This window comes from Paracoccus sanguinis, from assembly GCF_012689545.1.
Taxonomy (GTDB): Bacteria; Pseudomonadota; Alphaproteobacteria; order Rhodobacterales; family Rhodobacteraceae; genus Paracoccus; species Paracoccus panacisoli.
This window is the reverse complement of sequence record NZ_CP051542.1, coordinates 1,722,218-1,740,391: the sequence shown is the minus strand read 5'-3', so window position 1 is coordinate 1,740,391 and position 18,174 is coordinate 1,722,218. Positions and strand designations below refer to the sequence as shown.

19 protein-coding genes are annotated in these 18,174 nt (G+C 72.0%); 11 read left to right on the top strand and 8 right to left on the bottom strand.

The features are described from left to right. Positions 1-107 precede the first annotated feature (107 nt). The 5 genes from HGN31_RS08300 (at position 108) to HGN31_RS08280 (ending at position 4,163) form a co-directional block, all read left to right on the top strand. Positions 108-1,478: a YcjX family GTP-binding protein gene (locus HGN31_RS08300; RefSeq protein ID WP_168782907.1), complete on the top strand. Its 1,371-nt coding sequence runs from the start codon at positions 108-110 to the stop codon at positions 1,476-1,478. Between the two features lie 63 nt (positions 1,479-1,541). Next, positions 1,542-2,729, top strand: a complete 1,188-nt coding sequence (locus tag HGN31_RS08295) for a YcjF family protein (RefSeq protein WP_168782906.1) — start codon at positions 1,542-1,544, stop codon at positions 2,727-2,729. Between the two features lie 121 nt (positions 2,730-2,850). Beyond that, positions 2,851-3,474, top strand: a complete 624-nt coding sequence (gene pgsA / locus HGN31_RS08290) for a CDP-diacylglycerol--glycerol-3-phosphate 3-phosphatidyltransferase (RefSeq protein WP_168782905.1) — start codon at positions 2,851-2,853, stop codon at positions 3,472-3,474. After that, positions 3,471-3,725 (top strand): molybdopterin converting factor subunit 1, encoded by a 255-nt coding sequence (gene moaD / locus HGN31_RS08285; protein ID WP_036702861.1) that lies wholly within the window; start codon positions 3,471-3,473, stop codon positions 3,723-3,725. The genes pgsA and moaD overlap by 4 nt, the downstream gene beginning before the upstream one ends. Before the next feature lie 3 nt (positions 3,726-3,728). Then, positions 3,729-4,163, top strand: a complete 435-nt coding sequence (locus HGN31_RS08280) for a molybdenum cofactor biosynthesis protein MoaE (RefSeq protein WP_168782904.1) — start codon at positions 3,729-3,731, stop codon at positions 4,161-4,163. Positions 4,164-4,167: 4 nt separating this feature from the next. Here HGN31_RS08280 and HGN31_RS08275 read toward each other — a convergent pair whose 3' ends face one another. The 6 genes from HGN31_RS08275 to HGN31_RS08250 all read right to left on the bottom strand — a co-directional run bounded on the left by HGN31_RS08275 (position 4,168) and on the right by HGN31_RS08250 (position 10,044). Further along, the gene (locus HGN31_RS08275) at positions 4,168-5,163 is read right to left on the bottom strand and encodes a branched-chain amino acid ABC transporter permease (protein WP_168782903.1); all 996 of its coding nucleotides are present in this window, start codon (positions 5,161-5,163) and stop codon (positions 4,168-4,170) included. Position 5,164: 1 nt separating this feature from the next. Then, positions 5,165-6,052: a branched-chain amino acid ABC transporter permease gene (locus HGN31_RS08270; RefSeq protein WP_036702867.1), complete on the bottom strand. Its 888-nt coding sequence runs from the start codon at positions 6,050-6,052 to the stop codon at positions 5,165-5,167. A 1-nt stretch (position 6,053) separates the two neighbouring features. Beyond that, positions 6,054-6,755, bottom strand: coding sequence for an ABC transporter ATP-binding protein (locus HGN31_RS08265; RefSeq protein WP_036711280.1), 702 nt, complete (start codon positions 6,753-6,755; stop codon positions 6,054-6,056). Beyond that, positions 6,752-7,528, bottom strand: a complete 777-nt coding sequence (locus tag HGN31_RS08260; RefSeq protein ID WP_036702871.1) for an ABC transporter ATP-binding protein — start codon at positions 7,526-7,528, stop codon at positions 6,752-6,754. The genes HGN31_RS08265 and HGN31_RS08260 overlap by 4 nt, the downstream gene beginning before the upstream one ends. Positions 7,529-7,533: 5 nt before the next feature. Continuing rightward, complete coding sequence (locus HGN31_RS08255) at positions 7,534-8,751, bottom strand: ABC transporter substrate-binding protein (RefSeq protein WP_168782902.1); 1,218 nt, start codon at positions 8,749-8,751, stop codon at positions 7,534-7,536. Positions 8,752-8,841: 90 nt separating this feature from the next. After that, on the bottom strand, positions 8,842-10,044 hold the full coding sequence (locus tag HGN31_RS08250; protein ID WP_036702873.1) for an ABC transporter substrate-binding protein: 1,203 nt from the start codon (positions 10,042-10,044) through the stop codon (positions 8,842-8,844). A gap of 287 nt (positions 10,045-10,331) precedes the next feature. Here HGN31_RS08250 and HGN31_RS08245 point away from each other — a divergent pair, with 287 nt between their 5' ends. After that, the gene (locus HGN31_RS08245; RefSeq protein WP_168782901.1) at positions 10,332-11,642 is read left to right on the top strand and encodes a histidine kinase; all 1,311 of its coding nucleotides are present in this window, start codon (positions 10,332-10,334) and stop codon (positions 11,640-11,642) included. A 179-nt stretch (positions 11,643-11,821) separates the two neighbouring features. Next, positions 11,822-12,499: a response regulator transcription factor gene (locus tag HGN31_RS08240; protein WP_168782900.1), complete on the top strand. Its 678-nt coding sequence runs from the start codon at positions 11,822-11,824 to the stop codon at positions 12,497-12,499. A gap of 32 nt (positions 12,500-12,531) precedes the next feature. On the opposite strand, the gene epmA is transcribed toward HGN31_RS08240, so the two are convergent. Further along, complete coding sequence (gene epmA, locus HGN31_RS08235; protein WP_168782899.1) at positions 12,532-13,584, bottom strand: EF-P lysine aminoacylase EpmA; 1,053 nt, start codon at positions 13,582-13,584, stop codon at positions 12,532-12,534. 86 nt (positions 13,585-13,670) lie between these two features. Between epmA and efp the strand changes: the two genes are divergently transcribed. Continuing rightward, entirely contained in the window at positions 13,671-14,237 is a 567-nt protein-coding gene (efp, locus tag HGN31_RS08230) for an elongation factor P (protein ID WP_036701139.1), read from the top strand. Between the two features lie 91 nt (positions 14,238-14,328). Here efp and selD read toward each other — a convergent pair whose 3' ends face one another. Beyond that, a complete protein-coding gene (gene selD, locus HGN31_RS08225) occupies positions 14,329-15,372 on the bottom strand; it encodes a selenide, water dikinase SelD (protein WP_168782898.1) in 1,044 nt (347 codons plus the stop codon). Positions 15,373-15,572: 200 nt separating this feature from the next. Here selD and HGN31_RS08220 point away from each other — a divergent pair, with 200 nt between their 5' ends. The 3 genes from HGN31_RS08220 (at position 15,573) to HGN31_RS16840 (ending at position 18,147) form a co-directional block, all read left to right on the top strand. After that, the gene (locus HGN31_RS08220; protein WP_036732375.1) at positions 15,573-16,622 is read left to right on the top strand and encodes a GlxA family transcriptional regulator; all 1,050 of its coding nucleotides are present in this window, start codon (positions 15,573-15,575) and stop codon (positions 16,620-16,622) included. Then, positions 16,619-17,452 carry a tryptophan 2,3-dioxygenase gene (locus HGN31_RS08215; protein WP_168782897.1) on the top strand — a complete coding sequence of 278 codons (834 nt, stop codon included), beginning with the start codon at positions 16,619-16,621 and terminating at the stop codon, positions 17,450-17,452. The genes HGN31_RS08220 and HGN31_RS08215 overlap by 4 nt, the downstream gene beginning before the upstream one ends. Positions 17,453-17,553: 101 nt before the next feature. Beyond that, the gene (locus HGN31_RS16840; protein ID WP_081962690.1) at positions 17,554-18,147 is read left to right on the top strand and encodes a molybdopterin-dependent oxidoreductase; all 594 of its coding nucleotides are present in this window, start codon (positions 17,554-17,556) and stop codon (positions 18,145-18,147) included. Positions 18,148-18,174: the final 27 nt, after the last annotated feature.

The following is an 18,174-nucleotide window of genomic DNA, read 5'->3' as shown; positions in this document are numbered from 1 at the left end:
CCCGACGCGCCGCCCCGGATGGCGGGCCCGAGTGAACCCGCCCCGGCCTCTGGTCGTTCGACCCCCGCGACCCTATCTGTAAGGCCGCGCAAGGGATTGGGTTTCGCATGGGTCTGTCAGACACGCTGCTCAGGGGCATCGGCCTCGGCGATCCGGTGCTCAGGATCGGCGTCACCGGGCTGAGCCGGGCGGGCAAGACGGTGTTCATCACCTCGCTGGTGGCGAACCTGCTGGACCGGGGGCGGATGCCCGCGCTGCGCGCCGCCGCGGACGGCTCGATCCGGGCTGCGTGGTTGCAGCCGCAGCCCGACGACACCGTGCCGCGCTTCGAGTTCGAGCGGCACCTGTCGGCGCTGACCGGCCCCGACCCGCACTGGCCCGAGGGCACCCGCCACGTCAGCGAGCTGCGCCTGTCGCTGAGGGTCCAGCCGCGCGGGCTGCTGGGCGGGTTCCGGCGCGAGCAGACCCTGCATCTCGACATCGTGGATTATCCCGGCGAGTGGCTTCTGGACCTGCGGCTGATGGAGCGCAGCTTCGCCGAATGGTCGGCCGAGGTGCTGGACCGGATGCCGGGGCGGCCGGGGGCCGAGGCCTATCTCGCCGCGCTCGAGGGCATCGACCCGGCCGCGCGGTTCGACGAGCCGACCGCGCAGCGGCTGGCCGCGGCCTATACGGCGCATCTGGCGGCGGCGCGGGCAGCCGGCTTCTCGGACTGCACGCCGGGGCGGTTCCTGCTGCCGGGCGAGATGGAGGGCTCGCCCGCGCTGACCTTCGCGCCGCTGCCGCCGGTCGAGGGCCGCTCGCCCCTCGCGCGCGAGTTCGAGCGGCGGTTCGACGCCTACAAGAAAAGCGTGGTGCGGCCGTTCTTCCGCGACCACTTCGCCCGCATCGACCGGCAGGTGGTGCTGGTCGACGTGCTGGGCGCGGTCCACGCCGGGCCGCGCGCGGTCGAGGACATGCGCCGGGCGATGGCCGACATCCTGTCGGCCTTCCGGCCCGGTCGGGCGGGCTGGCTGGCGCAGCTGCTGGGGACGCGGCGGGTCGAGCGCATTCTCTTCGCCGCGACCAAGGCCGACCACCTGCACCACACCCAGCACGCCCGGCTGACGGCGATCCTGACCGCGATGCTGCGCGAGGCGCGCGACCGGGCCGACTTCCAGGGCGCGCGCACCGAGGCGCTGGCCATCGCCGCGCTCAGGACCACGACCGAAGAGACGATCCGCCAGGACGGGACCGAGCTGCCCGCCGTGCGCGGGACGCTGATGGACGGGCGCGAGGCGGCCTTCTATCCCGGCGAGTTGCCCGACAACCCCGCGGCGCTCTTGGCCCCCGCGGCCGAGGGCGCGGCGCGGTGGCTCGACGGCGACTATGCGGCGATGGACTTCGCCCCGGCTCCGAACACGATGCGCCCGGGCGACGGGCCGCCGCACATCCGCATGGACCGCGCGGCCGAGTTCCTGATCGGGGACCGGATATGAGCGGGTGCGGCCCGCGGGGCGTCCTTCCGGCCCAGAACCCCTTTCGACCGCAGGTGACGCGCCGTGGCTGACAGTCCGAAACCTCCGCGCCGCGGCCCGGTGCTCGTGGAATACGGCCCCGCCGCCACCCCGGCCGAGCCGGTGGCGCCCGACGCCGCGCCGCGCGCGGCGGCCCCGCAGCCCGAGCCGGCCCGCCGTCCCGAGGGCCGTCCCGAGGGCAGCCCCGAGGCCCGGCCCCGCCCCGAGGCCCCGCGCAGCGACGGGCGCGAGGCGCGGGCGCCGCGGGGCGGGACGCGCCCGCCCTCGCCCGCCGATGCGGCGCCGATCGACGACGGGCTGCCGCAGGCCCTGCCCCGCCCGCGGACGATGGAGATGGTGACGCGGATCGCCGGCGCCCGGCCGTCGCGGGTCACCCGCTTCTTCATCAACTCGGGCGTGGCGCTTCTGACCTTCATCCTGTCGATGGCGGCGCTGCGGTTCTTCGACAACCTCATGGCCACCTATCCGCTGCTCGGATGGGTGGGGATCGCGCTCTTCGCGCTGTTCACGGTCGCCGCGCTGGCGATGGCGGTGCGGGAATGCGCGGCCTGGGCGCGGTTCGGAAAGATCGACGAGATCCACCGCGCGTCGGGGGCGGCGCTTGCCAAGGGCGACCTGACCGCGGCGCGGGCGGTGGTGGACCAGCTCGACACGCTCTATGCCCGCCGGCCCGAGATGGCCTGGGGGCGCCAGAGCCTCGCCGAGCGGCGGGGCGATGCGTTCGACGCCCACACCCTGCTGTCGCTGGCCGAGGCCGAGCTGCTCGCCCCCCTCGACCAGCAGGCCCGGCGCGAGATCGAGGCGGCCTCGCGCACCGTGGCGGCGGCGACGGCGCTGATTCCGCTGGCGCTCGCCGATGTGCTCGCGGCGCTGGCGGCGAACCTGCGGATGATCCGGCGGATGGCCGAGATCTACGGCGGGCGCGCAGGCGCGGTCGGCGGCTGGCGGCTGGCGCGGACGGTGATCACCCATCTCGTCGCCACCGGCGCGGTGGCGGCGGGCGACGACCTGATCCACACGGTGGCAGGCGGCGGCGTGCTCGCCAAGGTCAGCCGGCGCTTCGGCGAGGGGGTGGTGAACGGGGCGCTGACCGCCCGCGTCGGCATCGCCGCGATGGAGGTCTGCCGGCCGCTGCCCTTCATCCAGGCGCGCCGGCCCTCGGTCGGGAACCTCGTCGGGCGCGGGTTGAAGGGGCTGTTCGGCAATGACTGAGGCCGCGCCCGCGGCCCGGTCGCGCCGGGGGATCTGAACCGGAACGACGCCGTGGCGCGCGGCGCCCGGTTCGGATGCCGGGGGCTTCCGCCGGGCGCAGCAAGGGACTAGCGTGGCGCGCATGAGATGGAACCTGCCCAACCTGCTGACGCTGATGCGTCTGGTCGCCGCCCCCGGCGTGCCGCTGATGTTCCTGTATTTCAGCCGGCCCTTCGCGGATTTTGCGGCGCTCACGCTCTTCGTGCTGGCGGCGGTGACGGACTGGATCGACGGGCACCTCGCCCGGCAGTGGCAGCAGGAAAGCCGCTTCGGCGCGGCGATGGACCCGATCGCCGACAAGGCGATGGTGGTGATCGCGCTGGTGGTGATCACCGGCTATTCGGGCATGAACCCGTGGCTGATCCTGCCTGCCGCGGTGATCCTGTTCCGCGAGGTCTTCGTCTCGGGCCTGCGCGAGTTCCTGGGCGCCGACGCCGGCAAGCTGAAGGTCACGAAGCTCGCCAAGTGGAAGACCACGGCGCAGATGGTGGCAATCGCGATGATGTTCCTCGGCACCGGGCTCGACTATTACGAAAAGGGCCATGCCCCGCTGGTGGGTGAGGGGCGGCTGCCCTGGTCGGACGACTGGTCGGACCTCGCCACCCAGGCCGGGCTGCTGCTCATGTGGGTCGCGGCGCTGCTGACCGCGATCACCGGCTGGGATTATTTCCAGAAGGCGCGGCCGTGGCTCAGGGACGTGCGATGACCACGCTCGACGTCCTCTATTTCGCCTGGCTGCGCGAGCGGATCGGCGCGCCGCGCGAGCGGGTGGAGACCGCCGCCGCGACGGTCGGCGACCTCGCCGCCGAGCTGGCGGCGCGGGACGACCGCCATGCCGCGGCGCTCTCGGACCTGCGGGCGGTGCGGGTGGCGGTGGACCAGCAGCTCGCCGCGATGGACACGCCGCTGGCAGGCGCGCGCGAGGTGGCGTTCTTCCCGCCCATGACCGGGGGCTGAGCCATGCGCGTCCTCGTCCAGCCCGAGCCGTTCGACGCCGCCGCGCTGCTCGACGGATTCGGGGCGGGCGCGGGGGCGGTCGTGACCTTCACCGGGCTGGTGCGGGGGGACGGCGGGCTCACGGCGCTGGACATCGAGCATTACCCGGGGATGACCGAGCGGGCCCTGCGCGACCATGCGCAGGCGGCGGTGGAGCGCTTTGGGCTGACCGACGTGCTGGTGGTGCACCGCTACGGGCACCTGCAGGTGGGGGCGCCGATCATGATGGTGGCGACCGCCGCCCCACACCGCCGCGCGGCCTTCGATGCGGCGGATTTCCTGATGGACTGGCTCAAGTCCCGCGCGCCGTTCTGGAAGCGCGAGATCACCGCCGCGGGCCCCGGCGACTGGGTCGCCGCCGCGGACCATGACGAGGCGGCGCTGGACCGCTGGCGCTGACGCCTCAGCCCGGCGGGCGCAGGCCCAGCGCGCGGCCGAGGCGCGAGTGCGCCAGCTCGCCGATCAGGCCGCGCCGGAACAAGAGCACGCAGACCATGAACACCACCCCGGTGATGATCGTCACCGGGAAGTCCGTGGTCGCCAGCCGCTGCTGCAGCGCGATCACGATCCCCGCCCCGACGATGGGCCCGAGCATCGTGCCGATGCCGCCGATCAGCGTCATCAGGATTACCTCGCCCGACATCTGCCAGGCCACGTCGGTCAGCGTGGCGAACTGAAGCACCAGCGCCTTGAGCCCGCCGGCGAGCCCCGCCAGCGCCGCCGACATGACGAACGCCCCCAGCTTGTAGTGCGCCACCGAGTAGCCGAGCGAGATCGCCCGCTGCTCGTTCTCGCGGATGGCCTTGAGGATCATCCCGAAGGGCGAGTGCACGAAGCGCCAGATGATCACGAGGCCGAGCAGGAACACCACGAGGACGAAGAAATACATCGTCAGCGGCTGGTTGAGGTCGATCATCCCGAACAGATGCCCGCGCGGGACGGACTGGATGCCGTCCTCGCCATGGGTGAAGGGCATCTGCAGGCAGGCGAAGAAGAACATCTGCGCCAGCGCGAGGGTGATCATGGCGAAGTAGATACCCTGCCGGCGGATGGCGATGGCGCCCATCAGCAGCCCCAGCCCCGCGGCGCCGGCGACGCCCAGCAGCAGCGCGAACTCGGGCGGCCAGCCCCAGACCTTGGCGGCGTGGGCGGTGAAATAGGCCGCCCCGCCGAAGAAGGCGGCGTGGCCGAAGGACAGAAGCCCGGTGTAGCCGAGCAGCAGGTTGAACGCCGCGGCGAAGAGGCCGAAGCACAGCAGCGTCATCAGGAACACGGGATAGACGAAGAACGGCGCGGCGATCAGCAGCGCCAGCCCGATGATCAGCAGCAGCGCCTGGGTGCCGGCGCCCATCTCGCGGGCGGGCGCCTCGGTGGCGGGGATGTCGGAGCCTCGGGCCATCTCAGGCCTCCTTGCCGAAGAGGCCCGCGGGCCGAAGGATCAGGACGATCGCCATGATGACGAAGATCACGATGTTGGACGCCTCGGGGTAGAAGACCTTGGTCAGCCCCTCGGCGATGCCGAGCAGATAGCCGGTGAGGATGGCGCCCATGATCGAGCCCATGCCGCCGACCACGACGACCGCGAAGACGACGATGATGATGTTCGACCCCATCAGCGGCGAGACCTGATAGATCGGCGCGGCGAGCACGCCCGCCAGCGCCGCGAGCCCCGCGCCCAGCGCATAGGTCAGGGTCAGCAGCATCGGCACGTTGATCCCGAAGGACTGGACCAGCACCGGGTTCTCGGTCGCCGCCCGCAGCGTCGCGCCGAGGCGCGTCTTTTCGATCAGCGCCCAGACCGCAAGGCAGGCGATGAGCGAGGCGACGATCACCCAGCCGCGGTAAATCGGCAGCACCATGAACCCGAGGTTGACCGCGCCGGTCAGCGCCGGCGGCGCCGAATAGGGCTGCCCCGAGGCGCCGAAGTAGTAGCGCATCGTCCCCTCGAGCGCGAGCGCGAGGCCGAAGGTGAAGAGCAGCCCGTAGAGCGGGTCGAGGCTGTAGAGCCGCGAGAGCATGGTGCGTTCCAGAAGCGCGCCGAAGCCGCCGACGACCAGCGGCGCCACCACCAGCGCCGCCCAGTAGGGGATGCCGAGCCACTTGAGCCCCAGCAGCGCCACGAAGGCGCCGAGCATGTACTGCGCGCCGTGGGCGAAGTTGATGACCCGCAAGAGGCCGAAGATCACCGCGAGGCCGAGCGAGAGCAGCGCGTAGAACGAGCCGTTGATCAGCCCGACGAGAAGCTGCCCGAGGAACGCCTGGATGGGGATTCCGAAGATCATCGTCATGTCACACCCCCAGCGTTTCGTGCAGGCTATCCATGCGGGCGTCGAGTTCGCCGACCGGGAAGCCGTGGGTGATCACCCCGTGGTCCATGACGTAGAACCGGTCCGCGACGCGCGAGGCGAAGCGGAAGTTCTGCTCGACCAGCACGACGGTCATGCCGCGCTTCTTCAGTTCGCGCAGCACCGCGCCGATGGCGTCGATGATGACCGGGGCCAGCCCCTCGGTCGGCTCGTCGAGCAACAGGCAGCGCGCCCCGGTGCGCAGGATGCGCGCCATGGCGAGCATCTGCTGCTCGCCCCCCGAGAGCTTGGTGCCGGGCGAGTTGCGCCGTTCGCGCAGGTTCGGGAACAGCGCGTAGATCTCGTTCAGCGTCATGCCGCCGGGGGCCACGACCGGGGGCAGCATCAGGTTCTCGTCCACCGAGAGGGTGGCGAAGATGCCGCGTTCTTCGGGGACGAAGCCCAGCCCGGCGCGGGCGACGCGGTGCAGCGGCATCGCCAGCAGGTCCTGCCCGGCGAAGGTGGCGCGGCCGGTGCGCTTCTTCACGATCCCCATGATCGCGCGCAGCGTCGTGGTCTTGCCCATGCCGTTGCGGCCGAGGATGCAGACCGTCTCGCCCTCGTTCACGGTCAGGTCCACGCCGTGCAGGATGTGGCTTTCGCCGTACCAGGCGTTCAGCCTCTCGACCTCGAGCAGCGCGCTCATGCTTCGGACCCCATGTAGGCGGTGCGGACGCGGGGATCGGCGGCGACGGCGGCATAGTCGCCCTCGGCCAGGATCTCGCCGCGTTGCAGGACGGTGACGTGGTCGCAGATGTCCTCGACCACCTTGAGGTTGTGTTCGACCATCAGCACGGCGCGCGACCGGGCGACCTCGCGGATGATCGCGGCGACGGTGGCCACGTCCTCGTGCCCCATGCCGGCCATCGGCTCGTCGAGCAGCAGCACCTCGGGGTCGAGGGCGAGCGTCGTGGCGATCTCGAGCACGCGCTTGCGGCCGTAGCTCAGGTCCGCGGCGCGGACGTCGCGCCAGGGGGTCAGGCCCAGCTCGTCGATCAGCACCTCGGCGCGGCCGTTCAGCACGTCGAGCGCGGCGAGCGGGCGCCAGAACTGGGTGTGCAGCTCGGCCGGGCGTTGCAGCGCCACGCGGACGTTTTCCAGCACCGTCAGGTGCGGGAACACCGCCGAGATCTGGAACGACCGCACCAGCCCCATCCGCGCCACCGCGTCGGGGCGCATCCGGGTGATGTCGGTCCCCATCAGCGTGATCGTCCCGCGGGTGGGTTGCAGGAACTTGGTCAGCAGGTTGAAGACGGTGGTCTTGCCCGCCCCGTTCGGCCCGATCAGGGCATGGATGCGGGCGTGCTCGACGTCGAGGTTCACGTCGTTGACGGCGGTGAAGCCCGCGAAGTCCTTGCCCAGACCGCGGGCGGACAGGACCACCCGCGGCTCGGCATGTTCGGCCAGTGCAACACTCATGCGCGTCACTTCACCAGCGGGCAGCCGGATTCGGCCGCCGGCAGATAGGCGACGTCCCCCGGCGTGGTCGAGATGATCTTGGCCAGATCCCATTCGCCGGTGCTTTCGGCGGGGGTCTTGACCTGCATCAGATAGACGTCCGACACCATCCGGCCGTTGGCCTGCACCTTGCCGTTCTCGGCAAAGGCGTCCTGCACCGGCATCTCGTGCAGCTTGGCGGCCACCGCCTCGGTCTCGTCGGTGCCGGCGGCCTCGACCGCCTTGAGATACTGGCGCGCGGCCGAATAGGTCGCGGCCTGCACCATCGAGGGCTTGGCGCCGGTGCGGGCCTCGTATTTCGCCGCGAACTCGCGGCTCGCGTCGTTGCGGTCCCAATAGTAGCTCTCGGTGAAATAGAGCCCCTGCGCCGCCTCGAGCCCGAGCCCGTGCACGTCGGTGATCATCAGCAGAAGACCGGCGAGGTTCTGGCCGCCGGCGGTGATCCCGAACTCTGCCGCCTGCTTGATCTGGTTCTGGGTGTCCATACCGGCGCTGGCGAGGCCCACGACCTTGGCCCCCGACGCCTGCGCCTGCAGCAGGAAGGCCGAGTAGTCCGTGGCCCCGATCGGGAAGCGCACGGTGCCCAGCACCTTGCCGCCCTTGGCATCGACCGTCTTGGTGGTGTTTTCCTCCAGCGAATAGCCGAAGGCGTAGTCGGCGGTCAGGAAGAACCAGCTGTCGCCGCCCGCCTCGACCAGCGCCCCGCCGGTCGAGACGGCGAGCGCGTGGGTGTCATAGGCCCAGTGGAAGCCGTAGGGCGAACACGCCTTGCCGGTCAGCTCGGTCGTGCCGCCGCCGGTGATCATGGTGATCTTCTTCTTCTCGACGCTGATCGCCTGCACCGCGAGCGCCACCGAGCTGGTGGTCAGGTCCATGATCGCGTCGACCTGGTCGCGGTCATACCACTGGCGGGCGATGTTCGACCCGATGTCGGCCTTGTTCTGGTGGTCGGCGCCGACGACCTCGATCGGCGTGTCGCCGATCTTGCCGCCGAACTCCTCGGCGGCCATCTTCGCGGCCTCGAGCGAGCCGGTGCCGCCCAGCGCGGAATAGACGCCGGTCTGGTCGTTCAGCACCCCGATCTTGATCTTGCCGTCGCTCATCTCGGCGTGCGCGGGCAGGGCCAGCAGCGCGGCCGTGGCGGCGGTCATCATCAGGCAGGCGGTGTTCGGAAAACGGGTCATGGCGCATCCTCCCCAGGTGCGGCGGTCATGTCGGGACGGTGGGCGAAGGCGCGCGGACGCGCCCCCGCCGCAAGGGCCGTGTGCGGCGCCTTACTTGACCAGCGGGCAGCCCGACTTGGCCGGGTCAAGGAACGCCTGGTCGCCCGGGATCGTGGCGAGGACCGTGTAGTAGTCCCACGGCTCCTTCACCTCGTCGGGCTTCTTGACCTGCATCAGGTAGACGTCGTGGATCATCCGCCCGTTCGCCGCGACCTTGCCCTCGGGGGCAAAGGCGTCGCTGACCGGCAGCTCGTGCAGCTTGGCCGCCACCGCGTCGGCGTCATCCGAGCCCGCGGCCTCGATGGCCTTGAGGTAGCTGCGCACGGCCGAATAGACGCCGGCCTGGTTCATGTTCGGCATCTTGCCGGTCCGCTCCATGAACTTGCGGCCGAACTCGCGGCTGGCGTCGTCGCGGTTCCAGTAGAAGCCCTCGGTCAGGGTCAGCCCCTGCGCGGCCTCAAGCCCGAGGCCGTGGACCTCGGCGATGGTCAGCAGCAGCGCGGCGAGCTGCTGGCCGCCCTGGGTGATGCCGAACTCGGCGGCCTGCTTGATGGCGTTCTGGGTGTCGAGCCCGGCGTTGGCGAGACCGATGACCTTGGCCCCCGACGATTGAGCCTGCAGCAGGAAGGACGAGAAATCCGTGGTGCCGAGCGGGTGGCGCACCGAACCCGTGACCGTGCCGCCCTTTTCCTTGACGATCGCCGCGGTGTTGTCCTCGAGCGAGTAGCCGAAGGCATAGTCGGCGGTCAGGAAATACCAGCTGTCGCCGCCGTGATCGACCATCGCCCCGCCGGTCCCGACGGCGAGCGCGTGGGTGTCATAGGCCCAGTGGAACCCGTAGGGGGTGCAGGCCTTGCCGGTCAGGTCGGTGGTCGCCGCGCCGGTGTTGATGGTGATGCGCTTCTTTTCCGCCGAGAGCGCCTGCACGGCGAGGCCGACCGAGGACGAGGTCAGCTCCATGATCGAATCGACCTGCTCGGTGTCGTACCACTGGCGGGCGATGTTGCTGGCAATGTCGGCCTTGTTCTGGTGGTCGGCCGAGACGACCTCGATCGGCGCGTCCAGGACCTTGCCGCCGAATTCCTCGACCGCCATCTTCGCCGCCTCGACCGACCCGAGCCCGCCGAAATCGGCGTAGACGCCGGACTGGTCGTTGAGGATCCCGATCTTCACCTTGCCGTCCGAGATCTCGGCCACGGCGGGTGCGGCGATCAGCGCCACGGCGGCGGCCGCTGCGGCATAGGTCTTGCTCATGTCTGTCTCTCTCCCTGTCGATCCGACGCGCATTGGCGGCGCGCCCGTGGCCGCGTGGCCACTTTCTCCCACCCGCACCGTGGCGAAAGTGACGCGACGTTGCAACCCGTGTTGCGCGCGGCGCGGGGCGGTGAATGGCGGCGAGAATCGCGCTCCCGGCAGGGGTGCGGGGGATGGCGGGCGACCGGGGCGCCGGGCGTGCGGCACCGGGTCGCGGGGGCGTTCGGCACCGCCCGTCGCGGGTGGCGATTGTTGCGAGGGCGCGGGCGGCGTGGCACGGATCGGGCATGACGCTGACCGCCCGCATCGTCGCGCTGGTTCTGGCCGTGCAGCTCGCGCTGACCGGGGCCGCCGCCGTGGCGCTGGCGCTGGGGGCCCGCGCCTCGGTCGCAGCCGAGGTCGCGGCGTCGAGCCATTCGGCCCGCAGCCTCGTCCTCGCCGCGCTCGCCACGCTCAGCGGCACGGTGCCGGGCGAGCGCCTGCCCGCCGCGCTGGCCGAGCGGCTGGTCGAGCCGCGGCACGCCCGCATCACCGTCTATGAGGGGCTGAGCGGGCGCAGCCTGTCGCCCGGAACGGCGACGCCGCGCCCCGACCTGCCGCCGCGCTGGTTCGTGCGGCTGCTCTCGCCGCCCGGGCAGGCGACCGAGTTGCCCATCGTGCAGGACCGGCTGCGCCACGGGATGGTGATGATCGCCCCCGACCCCACGGTCGGGCTCGCGGCGCTGTGGCGCGACGCCCGGACGCTGGCGCTGCTGACCGCCGTCGCGGCGCTGGCGCAGGTGCTGGCGACGGCGATGATCCTGCGCGCGGGGCTCGCGCCGCTGGCGCGGCTGCGCGAGGTGGTGAACCGGCTCGGCCGCGGCGATCTGGCGGCGCGGGCGGGGGCGGTGACGACGCCCGACCTCGCCCCGCTGGCCGCCGACGTGGACCGGCTGGGCGCCGCGCTGGGGGCGGCCGAGGCCGAGCGCGCCCGCCTCTCCCGGCAGGTGGTCGGCCGCGGCGACCAGGAGCGCAAGGCGATCGCCCGCGACCTGCACGACGAATACGGGCCCTGCCTCTTCGCGCTGAGGGTCGAGGCGCAGGCGATCCGCGACCGCGCCACCGACCCGGCGCTGCGCGAGCACGTCGACAACATCCTGTCCATCGCCGCCGAGATCCGCCGGGTGAACACCGCGCTGCTCGCCGGCCTCCGCCCCATGGCGCTGGGGCAGCTGCCCTTCGCGGCCGTGCTGGCCGACCTGATGGCCGAGGCGCGGGCGCGTGATGCGGGGGTCGCGTGGGCCATCGACCTGCCCGACACCCTGCCCGAGCCGGACGAGGCGACCGCGCTGACCATCTATCGCATCCTGCAGGAGGCAAGCACCAACAGCCTGCGCCATGCCGGCGCCACCCGCATCGCGGCCAGCGTTCGCCACGCGCCCGGCCGGGGCTGGACGGTGCGGCTGTCGGACGACGGCCGCGGCCGCGGCGGGGCGACGGACGGCAACGGCATCAGCGGGATGCGCGAGCGCGTGGCGCTGCTCGGCGGCAGTTTTGACGTGCAGGACGGGCCGCGAGGTGTCACAGTCACCGCGACCCTGCCCGAGGCCGCCGCATGACCCTGCCCCGCCCGCGTTCCGGCCGTGCCGCGCCCCTGTCCGGGCCGTTCACCGCGCCCGGAACGCGGGCGGTCCGGTCGCTGCGCCCGCCCGATCCGGCCCGGCCCGCCCCGTGCCGTCGGCCGCCCTTCGGCCCGGCACCGATCCGTCCGCCCCTGCACCCAGTTGCCTGAGCCCCGATGACCGATGCAGACCGCGCCCCGACGGCGCCCGACCCCTCCCCCGACCCCGCGGCCCCGCGCGTCGCGCTCGTGGTCGACGACCATCCGATCACCCATCTCGGCTGCGGGCGGCTGCTCGCAGAGCTGGGCTATGGCCGCGTCCTCAAGGCCATGACCGGGGCCGAGGCGCTGGCTGCGCTCGAGGCCGAGCAACCCGCGGTCGTGGTGCTCGACATCGCCCTGCCCGACGCGCCGGGACTGACGCTGATCGCCCCGATCCGCGAGCGCGCGCCCGAGGCGATGGTGCTGGTCTTCTCGATGAACGATCAGCCCGGCTTCGCCGCCCGCGCGCTGGCCGAGGGGGCGCAGGGGTTCCTGTCCAAGAACGCCGCGCCCGAAGAGTTCGCCACCGCGATCCGCGCGCTCGAGGCCGGGGAATATTACCTCTCGCCCGCCGTGGCGCTGGCGCTGGCGACGCGGCAGGCGGGCGCCGGGCGGCGGGCCGAGCTGACCGAGCGCGAAGAGCAAGTGCTGGCGCTGATCGGCGCCGGCCGGTCCCTGCAGCAGATCGCCGACGAGATCGGGATCAGCTACAAGACCGTGGCCAACACGTCCTCGACGCTCAAGCGCAAGCTGAACGTGACCGGGATGCCGGGGCTGGTGCGCGAGGCGCTCGAGCGCGAGGGGCTGGGCTAGCGGTCCGTTGGATCACTCCAACGTAAGTCAGGCTATGGAACCGGGGTCCACTGCACGTCGTCGATCCGCGCCGCCCCGGTCGCCAGCATCACCAGCCGGTCGAAGCCCAGCGCGATGCCGCTCGCGTCCGGCATCTGCGCCAGGGCGGCGAGGAAATCCTCGTCCAGCGGGTAGCGCTCGCCATAGACGCGGGCGCGCTCGTCCATCTCGGCGGTGAAGCGGCGGCGCTGCTCGGCGGGGTCGGTCAGCTCGCCGAAGCCGTTGGCGAGCTCGACCCCGCAGGCGTAAAGCTCGAACCGCTCGGCCACGCGCGGGTCGTCGGCGGCGCGGCGGGCGAGCGCCGCCTCGGGGGCCGGGTAGCGGTCGAGGATCGTGGCGCGGCCGTGGCCGAGATGCGGCTCGACGCGCGCCACGAGGATGCGCGACAGGATGTCGGACCAGCCGTCGTCGGCGGCCACCCGCAGCCCCGCCGCCTCGGCCTGCGCGGCCAGCCCGTCGCGGTCGGTGGAGCCGTCGGCGCGGATCGTGGCGAGCAGGTCGATGCCGGCGTGGCGGGCGAAGGCATCCGCGACCGACAGCCGCTCGGGCGTGGCGAAGGGGTCGCATTCCACATGGCGGAACCTGAGCCGCGCCACCCCCGCCGCCTCGGCGGCCAGCCGCAAGAGCGCGGCGCAGTCGTCCATGAGCGCCGTGTAGTCCTCGCCCGCGCGGTACCATTCGAGCATGGTGAACTCGGGCGAATGCAGCGCCCCGCGCTCGCGGTTGCGCCAGACATGGGCAAAGGCCGCGATGCGGGTCTCGCCCGCGGCGAGCAGCTTCTTCAGCGCGAACTCGGGCGAGGTGTGCAGATACATTGTCCGGGGGGTGCCGTCGTTGCCGATCGCCTCGGTGGCGAAGCCGTGCAGATGCGCCTCGTTCCCCGGCGAGCGCGCGAGCGCGGCGGGATCGACCTCGGTGAAGTCCTGCGCCGCCAGCCAGCCGCGGATCGCGGCTTGGATGCGGTTGCGCGCCACCAGCAGCGGGCGGCGGTCGGCGTGGCGGGTGGCGTCCCACCACGGGGTGTCGGGGGTCGTCTGGGCGGGCAACGGGCGGCCTCTGGCGATTTGGCGCGGGATAAGCTAGAGAGCGCGGCGATATTTCCCGCATCCCCCGAACGCAAGAAAGATCGTCCGTGAAAGTCATCGCCTCCTCGCTGCGCAAGGGCAACGTCGTCGAACTGGACGGCAAGCTCTATGTCGTGCTGACCGCCCAGAACTTCCACCCCGGCAAGGGCACGCCCGTGACGCAGGTGGACATGCGCCGCATCGCCGACGGGGTGAAGGTCTCCGAGCGCTGGCGCACCACCGAGCAGGTCGAGCGCGCCCACGTGGACGAGCGCGGCTATGACTTTCTCTACGAGGACGGCGAGGGGTTCCACTTCATGGAGCCCGAGACCTACGAGCAGGTCGTGGCCCCCGCCGACATGGTCGGCGAGCAGAAGGCCTATCTGCAGGAAGGGATGCGGGTGTTCCTGCAGGTCTATGACGGCGCCCCCATCGCCATGGAGCTGCCGCAGAAGATCACCGTCGAGGTCACCGAGACCGAGCCGGTGGTGAAGGGGCAGACGGCGTCCTCGTCCTACAAGCCCGCGACCTGCGACAACGGGCTGCGGGTGATGGTGCCGCCGCATATCGGCGTGGGCACCCGGATCGTGATCAACACCGAAGACAACTCGTACGTCGAGCGCGCCAAGGACTGATTGGCGAACCCTGCTGGGAAAAAAGGGGGGGCTTTGCCCCCCGCGCGCGGGGCGCGCTCCCCCCAGGATATTTGGGTCCAGCCCGAGGCGGTCAGACGACGGTGATGCCGGTGCCGTCCTCGACCCGGCCGACGATGGCGGCGAGCGGGTAGCCTGCGGCATGGATGCCGGCGAGGGTGGCCTCGGCGGCGTCAGAGGCGACGGCGACCAGCAGTCCGCCCGAGGTCTGCGGGTCGGTCAGCAGGTGGCGCTGCCAGTCGGGCAGGCCCTCGGGCAGCGTGACCTCGGCGCCGTAGGCGGCCCAGTTCCGATGCGAGGCGCCGGTGACGAAGCCCGCCTCGGCCAGCTCCTCGGCGCGGGTGAGGACGGGCAGGCGGGCGCGCTCGATCACCACGCGGGCGTTCGAGCCGCGCGCGACCTCGAGCCCGTGGCCGAGGATGCCGAAGCCGGTCACGTCGGTGATGGCGTGGACGGCCGGGTCGTCGGCGAGATCGGCGCCGACCTTGTTCAGCAGCGTGGTCGAGGCGATCATCTCGGCAATCCCGGCCTCGTCCAGCGCGGATTTCTTGATTGCCGCCGAGTAGATGCCGACCCCCAGCCCCTTGGTCAGGATCAGCACGTCGCCGGGCTTGGCGTCGGCGTTGCGGCGCAGCCGTGCAGGGTGGACGAGGCCGATCACGGCGAGGCCGTAGATCGGCTCGGGCGAGTCGATGGAGTGGCCGCCGGCGACCGGGATGCCGGCCTCGGCGCAGATCGCGCGGCCGCCCTCGAGGATCTCGCGGATCATGGCGGCGGGCAGCTTGTCGATGGGCATCCCGAGGATCGCCAGCGCCATGATCGGCCGCCCGCCCATGGCGTAGATGTCCGAGATGGCGTTGGTCGCGGCGATGCGGCCGAAGGCGTGCGGGTCATCCACCATCGGCATGAAGAAATCCGTGGTGGCGATCACCGCGAGGTCGTCCGACACCTGCCACACCGCCGCGTCGTCCGCCGTTTCGGTCCCGACCAGAAGCTGCGGGAAGGCCTGCGCCGCCGCCTGGCCCGCCAGCAGTTCGCGCAGCACCGCGGGCGCCAGCTTGCAGCCGCAGCCGCCCCCGTGGGACAGTTGCGACAGGCGGATCGGGTCGGTGGTCATGGCGGTCCCCTTGGCTTGCATGGGCTTGGGCGTGGGCGTGGCACGGGGGTAGCACCCCGCCCGGCGAAGCGGAAGCGTGTCGCCCCGCCACGGCTGGTGACGGGCGGTGACGGGCGGTGACAGCGCCCCCGCCGCCCTGCTAGGCAGGGGCGGAGGAGCAACCGGACGGGGCGCGGGGCGTGGAGGCGAGCGGCACAGGCATGGTCGGCAGGGGGGCGGCGGGGGCCCCGCGGCTCAACGTGGCGTTCGTGCTCGCCCGGCGCTTCACGCTCGCGGCCTATGCCAATTTCGTCGATGTGCTGCGGCTGGCCGCCGACGAGGGCGACCGCTCGCGGCCGATCCTGTGCCGCTGGGCGGTGCTCGGCACGCCCGGCACCGCGATCCGCGCCAGTTGCGGCACGCGGATCGAGCCGGACACCGCGCCCGAGAACCCCGCGCAGTACGATTACGTCGTGGTGATCGGCGGGCTGATCGGCGCGCCGCAGCCGCTCGACCCCGCGCTCGGCGCCTTCGTGCGGCGGGCGGCGGCGGCGGGGGTGCCGCTGGCCGGGGTGTGCACGGGGGTCTTCATCCTCGCCCGCGCCGGGCTGATGGCGGGCCGGGATGCCTGCGTGAGCTGGTTTCACCACGACGAGTTTCAGGCCGAGTTCGGGGCCGCGGGAGCTGGCCCTGCAGCTGGTCTCGCCGCACCGCGTCCGGTGAGCGACCGGACGCTGGTGGTGGACGGGGACCGGCTGTCGTGCTCGGGCGGGGTCAGCGCGGCGCAGCTGGCCGCGCTGCTCGTCGATCGGCACATCGGCCGGGCCGCGGCGCGCAAGGCGCTGGCCATCATGATGATCGACACGCCCGGCGGACCGGGGGCCCCGGCCTTCGGCGACCAGCCGCAGCCGGGAATGCCGCTCGAGCTGTCCACCGCCGATCCGTTGGTGCGGCGGGCGCTGATGATCCTGCAGCAGCGGCTGGACAGCCCGCCCACGGTGGCGGCGCTGGCGGCGCATCTGGGCGTCGGGCGGCGCCGGCTCGAACGGCATTTCGCCGCCGCGCTGGGGCTGTCGCCCGCGGCGGCGGCGATGCGGCTGCGGCTGGCGCAGGCGCGGATGCTGATCGCGCGCGGCGACGCACCGCTGGCCCGGGTCGCCGACGCCACCGGCTTCTGCGACGCGAGCCACCTGATCCGGGTGTTCCGCGACGCCGAGGGCCAGACCCCCGACCGCTGGCGCCGCCAGCCCCGTGCCGAGGTGCCCCGATGACCGACCGCGATCCCTCCCCGCCCGGCCACCACGGCGCGCGGCTGTCGTTCCAGGGCCGGATGGCCTATGGCGACTACCTCTCGCTCGACCCGATCCTGTCGGCGCAGCACCCGCTGTCGGGCGCCCACGACGAGATGCTGTTCATCATCCAGCACCAGACCAGCGAGCTGTGGATGAAGCTCGCCCTGCACGAGCTGGGTGCCGCGCGCGAGGCGATCGCGGCCGGGCGGCTGCACGAAAGCTTCAAGATGCTGGCCCGCGTGGCCCGGATCATGGAGCAGCTCAATTCGGCCTGGGACGTGCTCAGGACCATGACCCCCAGCGAATACCAGCAGTTCCGGCCGATGCTGGGGGAAAGCTCGGGCTTCCAGAGCTGGCAGTACCGGATGATCGAGTTCGTCGCCGGCAACCGCAACCCGGCGCTGATCGGCCCGCACGCGCACCGGCCCGAGCTGGCGGCAGCGCTGCGCGACGAGCTGGCGCGGCCCTCGCTTTATGCCGTCGTGCTGGGCTGGCTGGCCGAGGCCGGGTTCGACGTGGCCCCGGCCGCGGATGTGGCGGCCCCCACCCGTCCCGACCCGGCCGCCCGCGCCGCCTGGGGGGCGGTCTACGCCGACCCGCAGCGGTACTGGAGCCTCTACGAGCTGGCCGAGAAGCTGGTCGATTTCGAGGACTACTTCCGCCGCTGGCGCTTCAACCACCTGACCACGGTCGAGCGGATCATCGGCTTCAAGCGCGGCACCGGGGGGACGGCGGGGGTGGATTACCTGCGCCGGATGCTGGACGTGGTGCTGTTTCCCGACCTGTGGGACCTGCGCAGCGCGCTGTGATCACATCCCTCGCGCAAGGGGCCTCGATGCTTGACGCAAGGCCCCCGCCGGCCGCATCATGGGCGGACCTATCTTGGTGGACAGGCAAAAAGGAGGATCGGATGAACATCGACCTCTCACGCCGCAGCTTTCTGAGGCTGGCGGGTGCGGGTGTCGCGGCAACGTCGCTGGGGGCGATGGGGTTCGGAACGGCCGAGGCGGCTGAGTTGGCGCATGTGCGCGACTTCAAGCTGGCGGCGATGACCGAAACCCGCAACACCTGCCCCTACTGCTCGGTGGCCTGCGGCATCATCGTCTATGCCGCCCCCGGCGAGGACGGCAAGCGCCGCGTCATGCACATCGAGGGTGACGCCGACCACCCGGTCAACCGCGGAACGCTGTGCCCCAAGGGTGCGGCGCTCAAGGACTTCGTCAACGCCGAGACCCGGCTGACGCAGCCGATGATCCGCAAGCCCGGCGCCACCGCGTTCGAGCCGATCTCGTGGGACGACGCGCTCGACCGCATCGCCCGCGCGATGAAGGACGACCGCGACGCCAACCTGCTGCAGACCAACGAGGCGGGCGTGCCCGTCAACCGCTGGACGACGACGGGTTTCCTCGCGGCCTCGGCCACCACCAACGAAACCGCCTGGCTGACCTACAAGGTCGTCCGGTCGATGGGAATTGTAGGCTTCGACAATCAGGCGCGCGTCTGACACGGCCCCACGGTGTCCAGTTTGGGC